A 19,524-nucleotide genomic window follows, 5' to 3' on the forward strand; every position below is an offset into this window, starting at 1 on the left:
GCAGGCTCTTCGGGCACCTTCTCCCGTAAACGGGAGAAGGGAAGGCTGGCATTTGGAATTTGGCGGAGTCAGCTCGAACTGCAGCTCTGCGATCCCTTCTCCCGCCTGCGGGAGAAGAGCCTGTCCCCGCGAAGGCGGGGATGCTCCGCAAGGGGCGGATGAGGGGAAGTTTTTCGCTACAGAACCAAACCAGCAGCAAGGCCCCTCAATCCAGATCAATCCTGCTCGTCGTCGCCTTCCACATCATCAGCAGCATCGTCATCATCGCCACCCACTTCCGCTGCCGCGCTCAACACCGGCACCAGCATCAGCTCGCGCAATACCTGGTAGATCTCGCGGTAGGCGCGCGGCGGCTTGTTCTTGGCCTTCTCGGCCAGCGCATTGCGCACCAGCGTGCGCAGGGCTTGGCGGTCAGCCTCCGGATGCTCGTCCAGCAGCTCGCCCAGGGCGACATCACCCTCGGCCAGCAGCCGCTCACGCCAGCGTTCCATGCGGTGCATGATCGCCACTTCGCGGCGCGAAGTCTCGCTGTTGGCGTCCAGTGCATTGCGGATCGCATCCAGCGTCTCGTCTTCCTCGCGGCGCATCTGTTTGGCCAGGAAGGCCAGCTGGCGCTTGCGCGCGCCGTGCGAGGTGATGCGCTTGGAGTACTCGATGTGTTCCAGCAGGCCTTCCGGGATCGGCAGGCGCGCCAGCTGTGCCGGGGTCAGCTCCACCAGGGTTTCGCCCAGCGCCAGCACTTCCAGCGCTTCGCGCCGGTTCTGGCTACGGCTTTCGCCCAAAAATTCACCGGTTTCTTGATCGCGTCCGCGCATCGCACTGCTACCTACTAAACTTCATGACAGGAAAGCCTGGCGCTCGCCGGGCTCCACGAAAAATCCACGTCACGCCGCCGCCAGTCATGCAAGACCGGGCAGATGTGAAGGGATTTGGCCACCAAGGATAAAGCATTGAACGCCATTAGCACCGATAAGCCTGCCGCCGACGACAGCCTGCAGCGCCTGGAACGCCTGACCGGCATCTCCCAGCGCCTGCTGGAACGGGCCCGCGCCATGGGCGCCAGCCAGGCCGAGGTCAGCTGCAGCGAGGACCGTGGGTTGGACGTGAATGTGCGCCTGGGCGAGGTGGAGACGGTGGAAGCCACCCACGACCGTGGCATTGCGGTGACCGTGTACTTCGGCCAGCGCAAGGGCAGCGCCAGCACCGCCGACCTGCAGGAAGCCAGCCTGGAGGCCACCGTGGCCCAGGCTTGCGCCATCGCCCGCCATACCGAGGACGATCCGGCCTCCGGCCTGGCCGATCCTGCGCTGATGGCCACCGAATTCCCGGACCTGGACAGCTGGCACCCCTGGGAGCTCACCGCCGAGCAGGCGCTGGACCTGGCGCTGGCCTGTGAGTCGGCTGGCCGCGACAGCGACAGCCGCATCAGCAACTCCGATGGCGCATCGGCCTCCACCGCGCAGAGCGTGTCGGTGTACGCCAACTCGCACGGTTTCATCGGCCGTGACCGCAGCAGCCACCATTCCATCGGTTGCGCGCTGATCGCCGGCCAGGGTGACGGCATGCAGCGCGATGGCTGGTACACCAGTGCCATCGCCCGCGAAGATCTCGATGATCCGGCGGCGGTGGGCCTGCGCGCGGCCGAGCGCACCGTCGCCCGGCTGCAGCCCCGTTCGCTGCCGACCGGTGAGGTGCAGGTGCTGTTCGCAGCCGAAATGGCGCGCTCCCTGATTGGCCACCTGCTCAGTGCCGTATCGGGTGGCGCCCTGTATCGCCGTGCCAGCTTCCTGCTCGACAGTGTGGACACCCAGCTGTTCCCGGACTGGTTCGCCATCGATGAGTTGCCACTGCTGCGTCGCGGCCTGCGTTCCAGTTCCTACGACGGTGAAGGCGTTGCCACCCGCAATTCGGCCTTGATCACCGACGGCGTTCTGCAGCGTTACATCCTGGGCAGTTACTCGGCGCGCAAGCTGGGCCTGCAGACCACGGCCAATGCCGGTGGCGTGCATAACCTGAAAGTGAAGGCCAATGCAGGCGACCGTGCATCCATGCTGTCGGGTATGGGCACGGGTCTGCTGGTGACCGAATTGATGGGGCAGGGCGTGAATGGAATCACCGGTGATTACTCACGCGGTGCAGGTGGCTTCTGGGTGGAGAACGGACAGATCGCCTATCCGGTGGACGGCATCACCATCGCCGGCAACCTCAAGCAGATGTTTGCCGGCATCGAGGCGGTGGGCACCGATGTGGACCCGCGCTCGCATGTTTCCACCGGCTCCATCCTGGTGGGGAAGATGACCGTGGCAGGTAATGATTGACGCAGTATTGCCAAACAGCGGACTATTCTCACGTGGAAGTCGATGTACTTCCTATAGCTGACTACCTTCATGGATAAGCCCTTTACAAGGATCTTGGGGAAACAATGAGCGATTACCAGAACACTCCGCCGCCGGCACCGACCGGCTCGCCGAATGCCGAAGAACGTCAGTGGGGCATGTTTGCCCATCTGGCTTCGCTGAGCGGCGTCATCATTCCGTTTGGTACCCTGCTCGGGCCGCTGATCGTCTGGCTCGTAAAGAAAGACACCATGCCGTTCGTGTCTGATCAGGGCAAGGAAGCGCTGAACTTCAACATCACCGTGTTCATCGCGTTGGTGGTGTCGGGCATCCTGACCCTGGTTCTGATCGGCCTGCTGTTGCTGGCTGTGGTTGGCATTGCATGGCTGGTGCTCACCATCCTGGCTGCGATTGCTGCCAACAAGGGTGAGGCGTATCGCTATCCAATGACGTTGCGTCTGATCAAATAATCAAGGCGATGGTCGTTTGACAAGAAACCCGGGCTTTCCCGGGTTTTTTGTTTGTTGCTGGCGTGGCGGATGCGCGGCGTTTGCGATTGGCATCAGCTGCGGGGCCAATACCCCGCGGCTCGCACTAGCGCGATCATCGCGCCTGTGCTCCCTCCCTGCGCCGTGGGCAAGGGAGGGGCTGGGATATGTCGTGCCTTGGTTTTTTGCGCTTCCCTGCCATGCCAGGCAGGTACATGCTGCGGCCAGTCAATGCGAGCGACGCACCGTCAGCTCGGCCAATGCCGACAATGCTGCCGCACGCTGACCGAACGGTATCAATGCTGCCTGCATTGCGGTTGCCAGCTCGGCCAGGGTGGCCTTGGCACCGTCCATGCCCAGCAATGAGGGGAAGGTCGACTTGTCCTGCGCCTGGTCCTTGCCGGCGGTCTTGCCCAGCTGCTCGGAGCTGGCCTCGACATCGAGGATGTCGTCGCGGATCTGGAAAGCCAGGCCCAGCGTGTCGGCGAAGCTGTCCAGCTGTGCAAGCTGGGCATCGCTGGCTTCACCACACAGTGCGCCCATGCGCACCGCAGCGCGGATCAGTGCACCGGTCTTCATCGCATGCATGCGCTTGAGGTCATCCAGTGCCTGCTGCTGACCGGTGGCGTCGATGTCCAGCGCCTGACCGCCACACATGCCGGCAGCGCCGGAGGCACCGGCCAATGTCTTCATGCAGTTCAGTGCCAAGGCCGGTGGCATCCAGGCGTCGGCGAGAATCTCAAAGGCGCGGGTCTGCAAGGCATCACCGGCAAGGATCGCGGTGGCCTCGTCAAAGGCGATATGGGTGGTCGGGCGGCCGCGGCGCAGGGCGTCATCGTCCATTGCGGGCAGGTCGTCATGCACCAGCGAATAGGCGTGGATGAACTCGACCGCGATCGCCGCAGCGTCCAGGCGCGCTTCGTCGGCGCCGAACAGATAGCCGGTGGCGTAGACCAGCATCGGCCGCATGCGCTTGCCACCGCCAAGCGCCGCATAGCGCATGGCCTGGTGCAGGCGTTGTGGTGCAAGCTCCGGGTCGGGCAGGGCGTCCTGCAGCTGTTCTTCGGTGCGTTCCAGCCAGCGGGTGAGCAGCGCGTCAGTCTTCATTGCCGCTGCTTTCAAAGGGTTCGGATTTCTCCGGCTGGGCCGGGTCGGTCATCAGGCGTACGCGCAGTTCGGCCTGTTCCAGCGCCTGCTGGCACTGGCGGTAGAGACCTACGCCACGTTCGTATGCGGTCAGCGACTGGTCCAGACTCAGGTCGCCAGCTTCCATCTTCTCTACCAGCTGTTCCAGTTCTTCGAGCGATTGCTCGAAGTGGGCCACAGGTGAGGTTTCATTGGGGGACTTCTTTGCCATGGTGCAAGTGTGAGCGGCAAGCGGGAAAGGGTCAATTCACCGGATCTGGCGGCAGCCATTGCAGTGAGGCACCACGCGCCTGCAACCACGCCTGCAGCGAGGCTGAGATGACCCGATCCGCCGCCGCCAGAACCTTGCCGTCGGCGCAGAGCAGTGGCATCTGCGCGCGCAACCAAGGGGGCACGTCCATCTGTTGCAGGCAATGCTTGAGTTGATGGCTGTGGCTGTGGCTGCGGCCCGGCAGCTGGATACGCTCGCCACCGTGGCGTTGACGCAACTGCAGCGGTTCATCGAAGGCCTTGGCGCCGTGCAACAGCAGTTTGCCGCCGTCGGGAAGATCGACGGGTTGGGCGCCGTCCCAGTGACGCGTCCAGCCCTTGGGCCAGGGCTTGATCACGGCGGTTGCATGCAGCTGGTCACGCCAGCGCACGATGCGGGCCTGCTGCCATCGGAACTCGGCCTGCTGGTCATGGCCAGCGGCCAGCAGCTGTTGCTGGATTGCCTGTACGCCCTTGGCCGGCAGTGCTGGCAGGCCCTGTTGCTTCGCCCATAAGCGCAGTACGCGGGATTGCTGTGATGTAGCGAGTTGCTCGAGTTCGCTCAGCAGCAGTGCGTTTTCCGTGCTCAGGCAGCGCTGCAGCAGGCCTGCATCATCCTCATGCAACAGCGCTGCTGCCTGTGCTGCAAGTTCGGCGCTACGTGCCATCGCTGCGCCCGCATGCGGCCAACGCTGGCGCAGCAGCGGTAGCACCTGCAGGCGCAGGAAGTTTCGGTCGAAATCCACGCTGCCGTTGCTGGGGTCCTCGATCCACTGCAGCTGATGCTGGCTGGCATAGGCTTCCAGCGCGTCGCGCGCCACCTGCAGCAGTGGCCGCCACAAGGTATTGGTTCCGAAACTGCGTTCTGCCTGCATCGCGGCCAGACCGTCGACACCGGCGCCGCGCAGTGCGCGCAGCAGGAAGGTTTCTGCCTGATCGTCCTGATGGTGGGCCAGGGTCAGCCATTCGCCTTCGCGTAGATGGGCCTTGAAGGCCGCGTGGCGGGCATCGCGGGCGGCTGCTTCCAGGCCTTGGCCGGCATCACGCGGAACATCGACATGCACTACCTGCAGTGGGATATCCCACTCTGCACAGAGGGTGGTGCAATGCTGCTGCCAGTCATCGGCAGCCTTTTGCAGCCCGTGGTGCACATGCAGTGCGCGCAGGCTGCCGGGCTGGCGTCCCGGGGCGTTGGCGAGCAGATGCAGCAGCACGGTGGAGTCCAGGCCGCCGCTGAAGCCGACCATCACCGGGATGTCGGTCGCGGACTGCAGCAGGGAAGGAGAAAGCAGGTTCATGGCCGCGCCGAGTATCGGCGGCGGCGGCGATGGCTGCAATTGTTGCTGCCGAAGTTGTAGAAGCGGCGTCAGCCGCGAAGCGGATAAACCTTCAGGTTGCAGATGGGCTGGCGATTCCATTGTTGCCAGCTTCGCGGCTGACGCCGCTCCCACAAATCCGGGGGAGTTCGGAGGTCATGGGCTGGCCGCCCTTGTAGAGCGGAGCCAAGCTCCGCTGGGGGCATTACCGGTAGAGGCCCTGCCGAGCATGGCTCGGCACTACGCTGCTTTCGTGTTGGGGCACGCCTGCAGTTTTGTAGGAGCGGCGTCAGCGAAGCAGATAGCCTTTCAGATTGCAGGCCGGCTGGCAATTCCATTGATGCCAGCTTCGCGGCTGACGCCGCTCCTACAAAGTCGTGCAGAGCCGGCTCAGGGCAGGATCTTGCCGTGGCGATCAATGCGGTAGTGCTTGCCGCCCTCGATGGCGGTGTGGCCGCCGGGGTCGGGTTTGCCCGGCGCGCAGCCTTGGCAGACCTCGGCGATGCCGTCCTTGAACGGCCAGCCCCAATCGAAACGGGCGGCGAAGGCAGGCTGCAGCTGGCGGTCGTAGTAGCCGATCTGGCCATCGATCATGGAACGGGTCAGGCCTTCCTCGAAGTAATCCGGGCCGTTGTCGTAGGTGATCACCGGCAGGTGGCGTCCGTCGCGACGCAGGTAGTAGTGCTGTTTGCCGGCAATGACCGTGGTCAGTCCATCAGCATCGTACTCAAGCTGCGCCAGCGCCGTTTCGGCGACGATCAGCCTGCCATCGCCGGTCCGCTTGCAGCCTTCCAGAATCTTGAACGCATCGGTGTCCATCCGGTAGCAGGCCTCGTCGGCCAGCGCGATCGCTGGCAGCCAGACCAGTGACAGCATTGCTGCCACTGGCCATCCGGCACGTTGCCGGAGCAGGCTCACTGCGCCTTGCGCTCGAACTTGGCCGGCTGCGGCAGCTCGACCGGCACGCCGTGCGCGTCGCAGGTACCCAGGGCACACAGGCGCTCACGCAGGCGCGGGGTGGACTGCACGATCAGGTGGTAGATGGTGTTCTGTTCCATCGTGCCACGCACTGCCTTGCTGCCCGGGCCACGCGCCCAGATGCCGACATCTTCACCGCCGTGCGATTCGCTCTTGGACGGCACCAGCGCTTCCTGCATGTAGTCCGGATGTTCGGTGTCGACATGGGTCAGGTCGGGGCGGCCGTTGGCGGTCTCGAAGCTGCTCGGCGAATGCGGGAAGCGCTTCGGGCCGGCCGGCTGCTGGTTGCTGGCACCGGTGTAGCCCGGGCCATTGGCATAGCTCAGGGTGGTGTAGGGCATGCCCATGCCGTCGCGGGCCAGGTCCAGTGCGCCCATGCCGTCTTCACCGCCCTTGTCCTTGACCTTGCCGAGGATGGCATTGCCGCGTGCCGGGTAACCGACGAAGTTCAGTGTATGCGAGTGGTCGGCGGTGACGATGATCAAGGTGTCTTCGGCCGAGGTGGCGTCCACCGCAGCCTTGACCGCATCCGACATGGCGATGGTGTCGCCCAGTGCTCGCGCTGCGTTGCCGCTGTGGTTGGCGTGGTCGATGCGGGCGCCTTCGACCATCAGCACGAAACCTTCCTGGTGCTTGGACAGGTTGGCGATGGCGGCGCGGGTCAGTTCGGCCAGCGACGGTTCACCGGCGCGGTCCTTGGGGCGGTCCTGCTCGTACTGCATGTGGTCCGGCTCGAACAGGCCGAGCAGGGCCGGCGCGTTGGCGGCCGCCTTGAGCTGGTCGGCGTTCCACACATAGGCGCCCTGCGGGTGCTTGGCCTGCCATTCGGCGACCAGGTTGCGGCCGTCCAGGCGCAGGCCGACCTTGTCCGCGTATTCCGGGTCCTGCTCATTGATGGTGGTGAACTGGCCACGACCGCCGCCCAGCGCAACCAGCGGGCCCTGGCCGTAGCGCGAGGTGGAGATCAGCTGCTGGGCGATGTCCACGCAGCCGGCAGCCTTGGCCGCTTCCGGCAGGTCGGTGTCGTTTTCCCAGTTGCGCTCGGGCGAGTGCGCGTAGGTTGCCGCCGGGGTGGCGTGGGTCAGGCGCGCGGTGGAGACGATGCCGGTGGCCATGCCGGCACTGTCGGCCAGCTGCAGCCAGGTGAGCAGGCCCTTGGGCAGGCTGTCGGCGCAGTTGTTGCGGCTGCCGGCGCTGACGCCGATGGCGCCCATGTGGCTCTTCACGCCGGTGGTGATGGCGGTCATGGTGCCGGCCGAATCGGGGGTCTGCGAGTCGGTGTTATAGGTCTTGCTGAACGCAGTGGCCGGGAAGCGTTCCCAGGACAGCAGGTTCTCTTCGCCTGGCTGGCCCTTGCGCTGGCCTTCGAGGATGCGTGCGGCGGCCACGGTGGTCAGGCTCATGCCGTCGCCCAGGAACAGGATCACGTTCTTGGCCTTGCCGGCCATGGCGCCATTACCGGCGGCGCGGGCGGCGCCGTCGCGGTACCACCACTGCGGGGTTTCCCCGTCCGGGCGGGTGATCTGGGGGACATCAACGCTGACTGCGTTGGCCGGGCCGGACTGCGGGCCGGTGCTGGCGCAGGCGCCGAGCAGCAGGGTGGACAGGGCGGCGGACAGGAAACTGGCTTTGTGCATCGTGGTTGTTACCGCTGGATGAAGACAGACCGCCATTATGGTCAAGCGTGGAAGGCATGCATATGACACGCAGCTTTTCTGTGTGGGCATCGTTCTGGCGCAGGCCTTGCGCTATCGTGGCAACCTTCGATTTTTATCCCGGATTGACGATATGAATGTGGTTTCTGCCTGGCTGCGGATCCCCTTCTGGCAGCGGGTGGTCGGCGGCTTCGTGCTGGGCGCGCTGGCTGGCTGGGCGCTGGGACCGGCGGCTGAGACCTTCTTCGGTCCGCTGGGTGAGCTCTACGTCACCCTGATCAAGATGATTGCGGTGCCGCTGGTGTTCTTCGCGGTGATCAACGCCATCGGTTCGCTGCATGGGCAGAAGTCGGTTGCCGCGCTGAGTGGCCGCACCTTCCTGTGGTTCGTGATCACCGCCGCATTCGCGGTGGGCATCGGCCTGCTGGTCGGCACGGTGATGCAGCCGGGCACCGGTGGCCTGAAGCTGGCGGTGGACACGGCCTACACCCCGCGTGACGTGCCTTCGATCGCCAAGGTGCTGATGGATGTGGTGCCGTCCAATGTGTTCTACGCACTGGCTGGCATCGGTACCAAGGCCAATGCGGCTGGCGAACAGGTGCTGGCGGCCGGGCGCGGCTCGATCCTGCCGGTGATCTTCTTCGCCGGTCTGCTTGGCTTTGCGATGGTCAAGCTGGGCGAGAAGGTCAACGAAGCGCGCAAGCTGGTCGGGCAGATGAGCGAGATCATGATCCAGGTGACCCGCTTCGTGCTTGAGATGACGCCGCTGGGTACCTTCGGCCTTATCGCCGGGCTGGTTGGTAGCTATGGCTTCGAGAAGCTGCTGCCGTTGGGCAACTTCGTGCTGGCACTGTACGTGGCCTGTGCGCTGCACATCGTCATCGTCTACAGCGGCCTGCTGCTTGCGCACGGCTTGAACCCGTGGAAGTTCTTCCGTGGTGCGGCGCCAGGCATGCAGGTGGCGTTCGTGGCTTCGTCGAGTTTCGCGGCGATGCCGGTGGCGATGCGTTCCATCAGCGACAACCTCGGCGTCAACAAGGATTACGCATCGTTTGCGGTGCCGCTGGGTGCCAGCATCAAGATGGATGGCTGCGGTGCGATCTACCCGGCCTTGTGTGCGGTGTTCATTGCCCAATACACCGGGGTGCCACTGACCCCGGAGCAATACGTGATCGTGCTGATCGCATCGGTGCTGGGCAGCTTCGGCACGGCCGGCGTACCGGGCACGGCGGTGGTGATGGCGACGGTGGTGCTGAGCGCGGCCAACCTGCCGCTGGAGGCGATCGGTTACCTGTACGCCATCGACCGGATCCTCGACATGATGCGTACCATGACCAATGTCACCGGGCAGATGGTGGTGCCGGTGATCGTGGCCAAGGAGACCGGGCTGCTCGACCAGCAGGTGTACGACGCTGCGGGTACGCCGGCGATGGGTGCTGGTGCGAGTGGGCGCCATCCGGACTAGCGGGTTTGCAATCGCAGCGTCAGGAATGGATCGGCATCGCCGCGATACCGTTCACCTGAGTACTTGAGTCACCCAGAATCCGATGCCAGTCCCTTGGCATCGGATTTTTTGTGGGAGCGGCGAAAGCCGCGAAACCCGAACGTCACCGGGTGCCAGAGATGCGGGTAGCCCGGCGCCGCCGGCTTCGCGGCTTACGCCGCTCCTACATGCAGGGCCGGGCCGTTGCCGGCCTATCTCATATCCGACGGTTGTTGTTTGTAGCAGGTGTAACAACTGTCTGTAACAGCACTGATACAGCTGCGTGAAAGCCAGGCAGCGCATGCCTTTCGCGGTGCCATCAGGGCTTCCATGCGCCGGCTTTGATATCAGCATGGCTGTGACATGGATACACCCATGGGTGCTGGGTGATATCTACAAGCTGTTGTTTTTAGTTGAGATTTTTGCTTGGCACGGATGCTGCTCTATCACTCGCGTTGGTACGAGTGGACGACGCAATGGACAGCTGGACCCTACATCGTTATGCCGCCCTGATCGGTTTGCTGCTGGTCAGTACTGCCGCTAGTGAGGCCGCCATGGCTTCCGGTGCACGTCAGGGCGTAAAGGCACAGCCGGGCGAGATCGTGTTGCTGCGCGATGTATCGACGCGGCCGGCCTACCGCATGGCACCGCCAGGCATGGCCTTGATTGCCGATCCCTCGCCACGCAAGGAGCTGGGCTCCGCGCTCGGGGCTGGTGGCATGAGCGAGCTCAGCGATGATGACTATGCGGCAATGGGTTCGGGCATGGCTGGTAGTCAGCTGGCCGGGCATGGCCAGACCACGGTCGAGCGGGTAACCACCGGCATGGTAGGTGGCACCCTGGGACGCGTTGTCGGCGATGACGGTATGTTGTCCGGAGGCCAGTTGTCACGCGCCATCGGTGGCCCGATGGGCGCCGTGGGTGGTGCGACACGCGGGATTGGCGACCAGGTACGTGGCGCCTTGGCGCAGTTCCCGCTGGGCCAGCCGGCCGGGCCGGGTGGCAAGTGAACGCTTCCTTCGCCCCCATTCCCGCTGCCCTGCTTGTAGTTGCGCTTGCCCTTGCGGGCAGTGCACAAGCGCAATCGGGCACTGACAGCTACAGCGGCATGCTGTCCTATCTTTCCACCGACACGCGGATTGACGGTGGGGCCTTGGCCGGTGCCAATGGCTCGATCAAGGTCAACCAGGCGGCGGGTGATCTCAACCTGCAGGCCAACTTGCACAGCATGGCCAATGGCGGACACGCGTCGGCCAGTGTTCGCAGCCTGCAGCAGCGTCAGTCCAATCTCTTCAATTCACCGATGCAGGCCACCGCCACCATCGGCGGCAATGCGCTGGCAGGCGCTGGCGGCATCGCATCAATCAATCAGGCCAGTGGCGGCGGCAACGCGGAGTTGAACTCCGTCACCGCGACACTGGCCGCACAGGGCATACGCGAGGCAAGTGATGAGGCCATGGCTTCATCCGAAGTGCTCGCGTCGGCAGGGGGGCAGTCCACCGTTACCGACCCCCGCGCAACCCGCCGGGTTGGCGTGGAGGCATCCGCATTGCGCGGATTTGACGGCGTACTGCAACTCAATCAGATCGCGGGATCAGGCAACGCAACGGAGAACAGATTCAGCATCTCCGTGCAGGGCACCCCGTGAGCACAGTTCCATCCACCCGATGCATCAGAAAATCTGAAGAGGGCACCATGAAAGCGATCAAATGGAATGTACTCGCCATGGCGGTTTCCGCGCTGACCCTCAGCGCGGCAGCCAATGCGGCGGATGACCAGAACGCGACCGCGAACATCAATCACCAGCATGCTGTGACTGAGACGCGGACGAATACCAACACCAACACCAACATCAACACCAATGTCGATACCGACATTGATCTGAAGTTGGATGCCGCTGCCCGCCTGCGCTACAACGATACGCGCAACAACACGGACACACGGACCAACACCGAGACGACCAGCACCTGGTCCAGCGATGTAACCGAGAACGTGCAGAAGACCTCCAACATCTCTGCCGACGAGCGCAAGGAAAAGAACAACCATGGCGTGGACGTGAACCTTGAGAAGGACATGCGTCTGAGCTCGGACGTCAACTTCTCCGGCGACCCGACCATTACCGGCAACATCGATCTGGACTCGGCCGCGATTGCCATCATCGACAACCGCCAGTCGATCTCCAACAACCATGCCGAGAACGGCCTGCTGAACAACGATGCATCGATTGCCGATGATGTCGGTTCCGACGCTTCGGGCAACCTGGGCTTCAACGTCGCCGCCGGTGACAACAATACCCAGGACAATGCGGCTGCACTGTCGGCAGCGGATGCATCCTTCAGCTTCGGCATGGCGGATGCGGAAGTGTTCGTGAACCAGAGTGGCATGAACAACACCACGATGAACTACGGTGTGACCAATAGCGCAGGCGTGGGCGGCAATGCCTTCTCCGGTGCCAGTGGCAACATCGGTGTGAACGTGACCTCGGGCAACAACAACGAGCAGAAGAACGCTCTGGCTGCCTCGGTCGCCACCAGTGCCTATGCCACCTCGAGCATCAGCTCGAACCAGGTGTCCTCGGGCAATGAAGTCAGCAACGATGGCTATTACGACTACCTCGTGAACAGCTATTCGATCAGCATGAGTGGCAAGGTCACCGGCACCACCAAGGGCACCGGCACCGGCACCTATACCGGCACCGGCAATTCCTACCAGAAGAGCAACTTCTACGTAGACAACTGGTCGGGCGATACGCATCCGGCCGGCGACCAGACCGGTCACTCGGATTGGGATAACCAGACCCAGGGTGCTGTTGCAAACCCGTACAAGCCGGGCGTTGGTGGCATGGCATGGGATACCGACGAGAAGGGCACCTCGAGCTTCTCCGAAATGGGCACCGCCGATCTCACGGCCAGCTTGAGCGGCAGCGTGATCGACATCGATTGGATCGCGGTTGATGCGACCAATACCGCCAGCCTGTCAGGTACTGCGTTCTCGGGTGCGTCGGGCAACATCGGTGTCAATGTCTCCTCCGGTACCGGCAACCTGCAGGCCAACAGTCTCGCGCTGGCGGTGGCACAGCCGTCAACCGGTGGTGGTGGCGGTACCGGTAACGAGCCGTAACCGGATGCGTCATCCCCGTGGATGACGCACTGGCTCAGCGTAACAAGCCCGGTCATCCGCCAATGGCCGGGTTCCGGGAGCCCCCATTCCACTCCCCCGGGAGGGGGGCTCCCACCTTCCGGCGCTCTGGAGGTACCACGCCCATGTTCGGTCGATCGCTGCTGTTGGCTTGTGCGTTGAGTGTGTCGCCGGGCCTGCTGCACGCAGGCGAGGTGGCATTCAGCAGTGTGTTGCCCAACGGTGCGTTGTACAGCGGCAAGATCGAGAGCATGAAGGAACGGCGCTTCCGCAACCTGGTGCGGCAGCAGACCGACTACAGCTGCGGTGCCGCGGCGCTGGCGACTATCCTCAAGCATGCATACCACCTCAACACCGACGAGGCGACGGTGATCGAGGGCATGATGGGAGTGGCCGACCCGGAGTTGGTGAAGCAACGTGGATTCTCGTTGCTGGATATCAAGCGTTACGTGGAATCCCTGGGTATGCGAGGTCGTGGCTACCGGATTGACGAGGAGCGGCTGATGAACCTGCGCGTCCCAAGCCTGGTGCTGATGGATGTACGTGGCTTCCGCCACTTCGTCGTGCTCAAGCAGATACGCGATGGCATGGCCGAGGTCGCTGACCCGATCCTTGGCAACCGCGTGGTGCCTTTGCCGGAGTTTCTTGAAGCCTGGCCATCGCGCGCGGTGTTCGTGGTCATAGGCAGTGACTTCGATCGCAATACGGTGCTGCTGCAACCCAGTGAGAGGCCCAGTGCGCGCGCGCTGTATGCACGCCAGGGGGCCAGCCCCATTACCGATGCGGAGCTGGTCGATTTTGGCTTCAGCCATGCCGACCTGTTCTGAAGGAGTGTTGTGATGAACGCAACCAAGTTCGCCCTGCTGGCTTTGGCGCTGACGCTCGCGCTGCCAGCAGTTGGCGCGGAAACACCACAAAAGCCAGGCAAGGGCCTGCACGAGATTCCGGATCCGGAACTCAATCTGATGCGTGGCCGCTATACCGTGGGTGGCAACGCGGTGGCATGGTTCGGGGTGACCATGGTCTCTACCTGGCAAACCACGACGGGCCAGAGCCTGCAGGGCGCGATGACGCTGGGCATGGACTTCAGCAAAGGTGGCAACGTGCCGAAGGTGACGTTCACACCGATCGTCAGCATCACCGATGCCAATGCGCCCTTGCCTGATTCCAGCGGACGCAGCATCGATGGCAGTGGTTTGAACAACGTGGCCGGTGTCAGCCAGAGCGTGCAGATCGCCGGCGACGGCAATCGGGCCAGCAATGTCATGCATCTGAATGTACGCAACGATGGCGTCGTGCCCGGCGTCAGTGGATCGATAGCAGGCAATGCAACGGCACAGTCGGGTGACGCAAGCGCGGTGGCCAGCTTCGACGGCAATGCTGCGCGCCTGCAGCTGACCATCCAGGGGCAGGGCGCTGTGCAACAGTGGCTACGCAGTGGCAGCGTTGGCCAGAGTGTCCAGCTGACCAGCGATGGTCAGTTGGTCAGCAACCGGCTGCAGATTGATCTGGTAAGGGAGTCGATGGCGGGGAACCTGCCGTTGGCCCAGAACGTGGCACAGGCCATCACGCTCAATCGGGGGATTGGCGGGATAGGCGGGCAGTGAGCACGGGCAGGCCCGTGTTTTTGGCGAGTCCAACGTAGAGGAACGACACAATGAAACGACTGGCGATGGCGGCGCTGGTGAGTCTGACTGTTGCTTCACCACGGGTGATGGCGCAGGAGGCGACAACCGGCAACAAGGATGCAGAGGATGTAAGGGCACTGGTGGCGCAGCTGGAAGCACTCAAGGCCAGCTATGCCCAGGAGGTACGGCGTCTGCGGGAATTGGACATGCAGGTGCAGGCAATCCAGGCGCGGGTCAGTGGCAAGACCGCCCAGGTGTTGCCGACACCGCAGTTGCCCGCGGATGAGGCCGCAGCTGCTTCCACTGCAGCGACAGCCCCGCCCGCAACTGCGGCCCCGGCCGGCGAGGGCTATGCAAGCAGCGCGGCTGAAGCGCAGCAGGCCAAGGAAGCGGCACGGCGCAGTGTTGATGACGTGAAGCAACAACAATCGGCGCTGTTCAATCAAAAGCTGACGCTGGAAAACAGCATCACCTATGCACGCTATGACCGAAAACAGCTGACCCTCAATGGCTTCCTGGCGTTGGATGCGATCTTTCTCGGCAACATCGCCATCGAAAACGTCGAGTCCGATTCGCTCACCTACAACTTTGCCGCACGCTGGGGCCTCAATCCCCGCCTGACCTTGAACCTGGATGTGCCGTACATCGCCCGCAAGACGATTTACCAGAAGGGCGGTGCAGGTGGTTCAGCGGCTGCCATCGCGCAGGAGGAAACCCATGGCACCGGTATTGGCGATGTCACCGTCAGTGCCAATTACAAGCTGTTTGGTGAGCGCGGCTGGCGCCCGGAGACCGTCCTGACCGGCGGTATCACCGCGCCGACGGGGCGCGAGCCCTATGGCCTGGATTGGAAGGTGATCGAGCGCGACGACGACGACTTCATCCGTTTCGCGGTGCCGTCCAAGCAGCCGACCGGCAACGGTCTATGGCAGGCGAACATCGGCCTGTCGGCGGTGAAGAGTGCGGACCCGGCGATCCTGTTCGGCAACATCGGTTATGTGCGCTCGTTCAAGCGCAGCTTCGACGACATCGATGCCAATCCGGATACGGTCAATCCTGGTGAGGTGACGCTGGGTGATTCGTATTACTTCGGCGCAGGCGTGGCGTTTGCATTCAACGAGCGCACCAGTTTGAGCATTTCCTTCAGCGACCGCATGAGTGCACGTGCCAGCACGCGTTACAAGAACGGCAAGTGGATGAAGGTGATCGGCAGTGATGGCAACGCGGGGACGCTCAATCTGGGCGTGACCTATGCGCTGACATCCAAGGCCACTTTTGTGAGCATGTTGGGAATTGGCCTTACCCCGGATGCGCCGGATTTCACCCTGGCGTTCAAGCTGCCTTACATGCTGTGAGGATGATCGCGGGATGAGCTCTGGTGGAGGCGGGCGCTGCGTGCAGTCGATCAACGCAGCGCTTCCAGCTCCAGGTGATGCTTGCGGCACATGCGGTAGATGGTGACCCGTGAGACTTTCATCAGTCGCGCGCAGGCGCTGATGTTGTATTGGCTTTGTTGCAGGCAGGACAGCAGGGTTTCGCGTTCGGCCCGGCTCCGCGCCTGGCTGAGTTGGGCATCGTTGGCAGCCTGGTTGAGCTCCAGATCCGCGCAGCTGATCAACTCGCCTTCGGCGGTGATGGCCGCACGTTGTACCCGGTTGAGCAGTTCGCGGACATTGCCGGGCCACGGGAAGCGGTCCATTGCCTGGCGTGCTTCAGTGGTGTAACCGCGGGCGCGGGTGGGGTGGCGGGTGCGGAAGTTGCGCAGGAACTGGCGCGAAAGCAGTTCAATGTCGCCATCGCGTTTGCGCAGTGGCGGCATCGACAGGCGCAGCACGTTCAGGCGGTAATAAAGATCGCGACGGAAGCGGCCTTCTTCCACCGCACGTTCCAGATCCACGTGGGTGGCGGCGAGGATGCGTACATCCACCGGGATGGGCTGATTGCTGCCAACCCGCTCGATGGTGCCTTCCTGCAATACCCGCAACAGGCTGGTCTGCGCATCCAGTGGCAGGTCGCCGACTTCATCCAGGAACACGCTGCCGGTGTGTGCGGTTTCAAACAGACCTTGGCGACGGCCGGTGGCACCGGTGAAGGCTCCACGCTCATGGCCGAACAGTTCCGACTGGACAAGGGTGGAAGGAATGGCGCCGCAGTTGATGGCCTGGAAGGGCTTGCCGTTGCGCGCCGACAGGCGGTGCAGCGCATGTGCGGCGACCTCCTTGCCGGTGCCGGTCTCTCCGGTGATCAGGACCGGTAGGTCCACCGGCGCGTACTTGCGCAGGGTGGCGCGCATGACCAGCATCACCTCGCTCTCGCCGAGCAGGGTATCCAGCACGTCTTCACTGGCTGCACGTGGCACTTCATTGCTCAGGCCCTGCAGCCCGCGCAATAGTTCCTTCAGATCCGGTGGATGCGGGAACTGTTGGCGGCACGCGGCAAGCAAGGGATGCAGGGGCGATTGCCCAATGCCATCGCTGGCCGGGGTGATGGCAAACAACGGCATATGGTGATGCTCGGCGGTGAGCTTGCCGATGCGCTCCAGCTCACTTTCCGAGCTGGTGCGGAAATCGATCAGGCCAACCACCGTGTCGCCGCCACGCATGCCAATGTCGGCGGGCTGTTGGGGAAGTACCGTTCGCACCTGCCAGCCATCCGCAGCCAGCATTACTTTCTCTCTTGCCCCCGGATTTCCAAACCAGATCACACAACGTGTACTTGACACAGATGTCGCGGCCATGCCTGGTCACTCCTCCATTCGGCGTCACCATATACCTGTGATTCACGCATGCGCAATCGTATTTGGCACTTTGTTGCAGGCGGCAGGAGCGTTGTTCGCATTAACTTTTGTGGAGGACAAGTGATGTCGAAAGGACGGCCAATAAAAAAGCCGCAACCCGAAGGTTGCGGCTTGGCAGGTAGCTGCCAGCAGGGCGCTTACAGCGCCATGCGGCGTGCCTGCATGAACTTGTCACCCCAGTAACCGGTGAGCAGGGTGTCGGTGCGGACGTCCTTGCCGGTGCTCGGGGCATGCAGGAAGCGGCCTTCGCCGACATAGATGCCGACGTGGTCTACGCGGCCCTTGCGGCCGAAGAACACCAGATCACCAGCGGCCAACGCGGCGCGGTCATTGATCAGTTCGGCATTGGCCTGGCTGGCCATCTCGCGCGATACGCGCGGCAGCTCGACACCCAGGGCGGTACGGAACACGTAACCGACCAGGCCGCTGCAATCAAAGCCTGCGTCCGGCGAGGTGCCGCCCCAGCGGTACGGGGTGCCCAGCAGGGTCATGGCGCGGCGCAGGATGGACTGCACCTTGCCGTCGGAGTCGTTGGCCAATGCTGCCTCGGTGGCAGCGGAGACACCCTTGGAGGCGTCGTAGGCGGAGATAAGGCGGCTGAGATCGCCGGCAAACATCGCCGAGCGGTCCATCAGCGGAATGGTGTCGCTGGCGGCCAGATGCGGCAGCAGCGCGGCCAGTGTGGCGGTGGCAGCGCTGTCAGCCTTGCTGCGCGGTGCTTCGGTCTTGGCCGCGGCCGGCTTGGCTGCCGGGGCGGTATCGGCGCTCTGGGCGAGGGCGGGCAGGCTGGCCAGAGCCAGTGCCGCGGCGCAGATCAGGCGGCGGAGGGTGAGCGGAACAATCTTGGGCTGGCTCGGATGGGACGTGTTGTCAGTCGTCACGCGGCAGTCACTGGAAAAAGTCGATGGGCGATCATGCCTTGTGAAACGTGTGGATAGGTACAAATTTCGTTAAATAATTGTTATTTTTCGCGAGGAATGTCTCGTTTTACCGTAATACCCGCTTCGCACCGGTGTAATGATCGCGCCAGTAAGCCCCATCCAGATGGTCCAGGCGGACGGTTCCGCCAGTGCTGGGAGCGTGTACGAAGCGGCCTTCACCTACATAAATGCCGACGTGGAAGACGTTGCCTTTGTTCCCAAAGAACACGAGATCGCCGGCGGTCAGGCGATCGGGAGCGATCTTTGGCCCCTGGATGGTCGCGAGCTCGCGCGAGGTGCGTGGCAGGTTCAGGGCCAGCATGTCCCGGTATACATAGGTAACCAAGCCGCTGCAGTCGAAGCCGGACTCCGGGGTATTGCCGCCGTAGCGGTACGGCGTTCCAACCAGACCCAGGGCGCGCATCAGCACCGAGGCGGCTGCGGCGGGGTCGGCGGGGGCGACCGGGGAGTAGTTGTGGGCCGGATTGGGAGCCGAGGCCCGTTTCGGGGGGCTGTGCCCGCAGGCGGTCAACAGCGCGGCGGTAAGGAGAGTGGCCGGCAGGCACCACGAGCGGAAGCGGGGAACTGGCGTGATGTGCATGGAGCCCGGATAATGCGCCACCTTAGAAGGCCGTCATCATGGCGGCGTCCCCGGCGGCCGACAAGCCGTCCCAACGTCTGCCAGCGGGCAGCCATTTATCAGAGTTGCGCATGAAGATCGAAAAAGACCGCGTCGTCCGTTTCCACTACACCGTCTCCGAAGTCGGCCAGGAGCCGATCGAGAGCTCCAAGGACCGTGATCCGTTGGCCATCCTGATCGGCCACGGCAACATCATCCCGGGCCTGGAAGCGGCGATGATGGACAAGGAAGCCGGCGAAAGCTTCGGCGTCGACGTGACGTCGGCCGATGCTTACGGCGAGCGCCGCGAGGGCATGACCCAGCGCGTGCCGAAGAAGCACTTCGGCAAGACCCCGCTGATCCCGGGCACCCAGGTGATCCTGCAGACCAACTTCGGCCCGCGCGCGGTCACCGTCGAGAAGGTCGGCATGACCGTGGTCGACGTCGACCTGAACCACCCGATGGCCGGCAAGGACCTGCATTTCGACGTGGAAATCGTCGAAGTGCGTGAAGCCAGCGAAGAAGAAGTGCAGCACGGCCACGTGCACGGCGACGGCGGTCACCAGCACTAAGCGTTTGCCGCAAGGCAATGCAGCATCGGAACGGCCCGCGAAAGCGGGCCGTTCTGCGTTGTGGGGCCATCCCCTGTAGTGGGGGGGGGGGGGGGGGGGGGGGGGGGGGGGGGGGGGGGCGGGCGGGCCGGGGGGGGGGGGGGGGGCGCGGCGGGGGGGGGGGGCGGGGGGGGACGCGCGGCCCCGCGCGCCCGCCCGG

General features: G+C 63.7%; 19 protein-coding genes. 10 read left to right on the plus strand and 9 right to left on the minus strand.

Annotated elements, in window-relative coordinates; all coding sequences use genetic code 11:
- Positions 1-215 precede the first annotated feature (215 nt).
- On the minus strand, positions 216-815 hold the full coding sequence (yjgA, locus tag ACVOLI_RS06800; RefSeq protein ID WP_481534048.1) for a ribosome biogenesis factor YjgA: 600 nt from the start codon (positions 813-815) through the stop codon (positions 216-218).
- Positions 816-950: 135 nt separating this feature from the next.
- Between yjgA and pmbA the strand changes: the two genes are divergently transcribed.
- Positions 951-2,318 carry a metalloprotease PmbA gene (pmbA, locus tag ACVOLI_RS06805; protein ID WP_481534049.1) on the plus strand — a complete coding sequence of 456 codons (1,368 nt, stop codon included), beginning with the start codon at positions 951-953 and terminating at the stop codon, positions 2,316-2,318.
- A gap of 104 nt (positions 2,319-2,422) precedes the next feature.
- Complete coding sequence (locus tag ACVOLI_RS06810) at positions 2,423-2,806, plus strand: DUF4870 domain-containing protein (RefSeq protein ID WP_481534050.1); 384 nt, start codon at positions 2,423-2,425, stop codon at positions 2,804-2,806.
- 246 nt (positions 2,807-3,052) lie between these two features.
- Here the strand turns inward: ACVOLI_RS06810 and ACVOLI_RS06815 are convergent, their stop codons facing one another.
- The 5 genes from ACVOLI_RS06815 to ACVOLI_RS06835 form a co-directional block, all read right to left on the minus strand.
- The gene (locus tag ACVOLI_RS06815) at positions 3,053-3,931 is read right to left on the minus strand and encodes a polyprenyl synthetase family protein (RefSeq protein WP_481534051.1); all 879 of its coding nucleotides are present in this window, start codon (positions 3,929-3,931) and stop codon (positions 3,053-3,055) included.
- The gene (locus tag ACVOLI_RS06820) at positions 3,921-4,181 is read right to left on the minus strand and encodes an exodeoxyribonuclease VII small subunit (protein WP_481534052.1); all 261 of its coding nucleotides are present in this window, start codon (positions 4,179-4,181) and stop codon (positions 3,921-3,923) included. Before ACVOLI_RS06820 ends, ACVOLI_RS06815 begins: the two co-directional genes overlap by 11 nt.
- A 31-nt stretch (positions 4,182-4,212) precedes the next feature.
- On the minus strand, positions 4,213-5,517 hold the full coding sequence (gene tilS / locus ACVOLI_RS06825) for a tRNA lysidine(34) synthetase TilS (RefSeq protein WP_481534053.1): 1,305 nt from the start codon (positions 5,515-5,517) through the stop codon (positions 4,213-4,215).
- A gap of 408 nt (positions 5,518-5,925) precedes the next feature.
- Positions 5,926-6,411 (minus strand): WG repeat-containing protein, encoded by a 486-nt coding sequence (locus tag ACVOLI_RS06830; RefSeq protein ID WP_481534065.1) that lies wholly within the window; start codon positions 6,409-6,411, stop codon positions 5,926-5,928.
- Positions 6,412-6,449: 38 nt separating this feature from the next.
- A complete protein-coding gene (locus ACVOLI_RS06835; RefSeq protein WP_313398974.1) occupies positions 6,450-8,150 on the minus strand; it encodes an alkaline phosphatase in 1,701 nt (566 codons plus the stop codon).
- 151 nt (positions 8,151-8,301) lie between these two features.
- On the opposite strand from ACVOLI_RS06835, the gene ACVOLI_RS06840 reads away from it, so the two are divergent.
- The 7 genes from ACVOLI_RS06840 (at position 8,302) to ACVOLI_RS06870 (ending at position 15,772) form a co-directional block, all read left to right on the plus strand.
- Complete coding sequence (locus ACVOLI_RS06840; RefSeq protein WP_481534054.1) at positions 8,302-9,633, plus strand: dicarboxylate/amino acid:cation symporter; 1,332 nt, start codon at positions 8,302-8,304, stop codon at positions 9,631-9,633.
- 494 nt (positions 9,634-10,127) lie between these two features.
- Positions 10,128-10,661 (plus strand): hypothetical protein, encoded by a 534-nt coding sequence (locus ACVOLI_RS06845; protein WP_481534055.1) that lies wholly within the window; start codon positions 10,128-10,130, stop codon positions 10,659-10,661.
- 98 nt (positions 10,662-10,759) lie between these two features.
- Positions 10,760-11,299, plus strand: a complete 540-nt coding sequence (locus ACVOLI_RS06850) for a hypothetical protein (RefSeq protein WP_481534056.1) — start codon at positions 10,760-10,762, stop codon at positions 11,297-11,299.
- Between the two features lie 47 nt (positions 11,300-11,346).
- Positions 11,347-12,771, plus strand: a complete 1,425-nt coding sequence (locus tag ACVOLI_RS06855; protein WP_481534057.1) for an adhesin — start codon at positions 11,347-11,349, stop codon at positions 12,769-12,771.
- A 143-nt stretch (positions 12,772-12,914) separates the two neighbouring features.
- Positions 12,915-13,616, plus strand: a complete 702-nt coding sequence (locus ACVOLI_RS06860; protein WP_481534058.1) for a C39 family peptidase — start codon at positions 12,915-12,917, stop codon at positions 13,614-13,616.
- A gap of 12 nt (positions 13,617-13,628) precedes the next feature.
- Positions 13,629-14,396 (plus strand): hypothetical protein, encoded by a 768-nt coding sequence (locus ACVOLI_RS06865; protein ID WP_481534059.1) that lies wholly within the window; start codon positions 13,629-13,631, stop codon positions 14,394-14,396.
- A gap of 50 nt (positions 14,397-14,446) precedes the next feature.
- Entirely contained in the window at positions 14,447-15,772 is a 1,326-nt protein-coding gene (locus ACVOLI_RS06870) for a transporter (RefSeq protein ID WP_481534060.1), read from the plus strand.
- 50 nt (positions 15,773-15,822) lie between these two features.
- On the opposite strand, the gene ACVOLI_RS06875 is transcribed toward ACVOLI_RS06870, so the two are convergent.
- From ACVOLI_RS06875 to ACVOLI_RS06885, 3 genes are all read right to left on the minus strand, one after another.
- On the minus strand, positions 15,823-17,154 hold the full coding sequence (locus tag ACVOLI_RS06875) for a sigma-54 interaction domain-containing protein (protein WP_481534061.1): 1,332 nt from the start codon (positions 17,152-17,154) through the stop codon (positions 15,823-15,825).
- Between the two features lie 197 nt (positions 17,155-17,351).
- Positions 17,352-18,095 (minus strand): C40 family peptidase, encoded by a 744-nt coding sequence (locus ACVOLI_RS06880; protein ID WP_481508416.1) that lies wholly within the window; start codon positions 18,093-18,095, stop codon positions 17,352-17,354.
- Between the two features lie 106 nt (positions 18,096-18,201).
- Positions 18,202-18,735 carry a C40 family peptidase gene (locus ACVOLI_RS06885; RefSeq protein WP_481534066.1) on the minus strand — a complete coding sequence of 178 codons (534 nt, stop codon included), beginning with the start codon at positions 18,733-18,735 and terminating at the stop codon, positions 18,202-18,204.
- A gap of 110 nt (positions 18,736-18,845) precedes the next feature.
- On the opposite strand from ACVOLI_RS06885, the gene ACVOLI_RS06890 reads away from it, so the two are divergent.
- Positions 18,846-19,325, plus strand: coding sequence for an FKBP-type peptidyl-prolyl cis-trans isomerase (locus ACVOLI_RS06890; RefSeq protein ID WP_282271251.1), 480 nt, complete (start codon positions 18,846-18,848; stop codon positions 19,323-19,325).
- Positions 19,326-19,524: the final 199 nt, after the last annotated feature.

The organism is Stenotrophomonas sp. STEN029 (genome assembly GCF_056760015.1).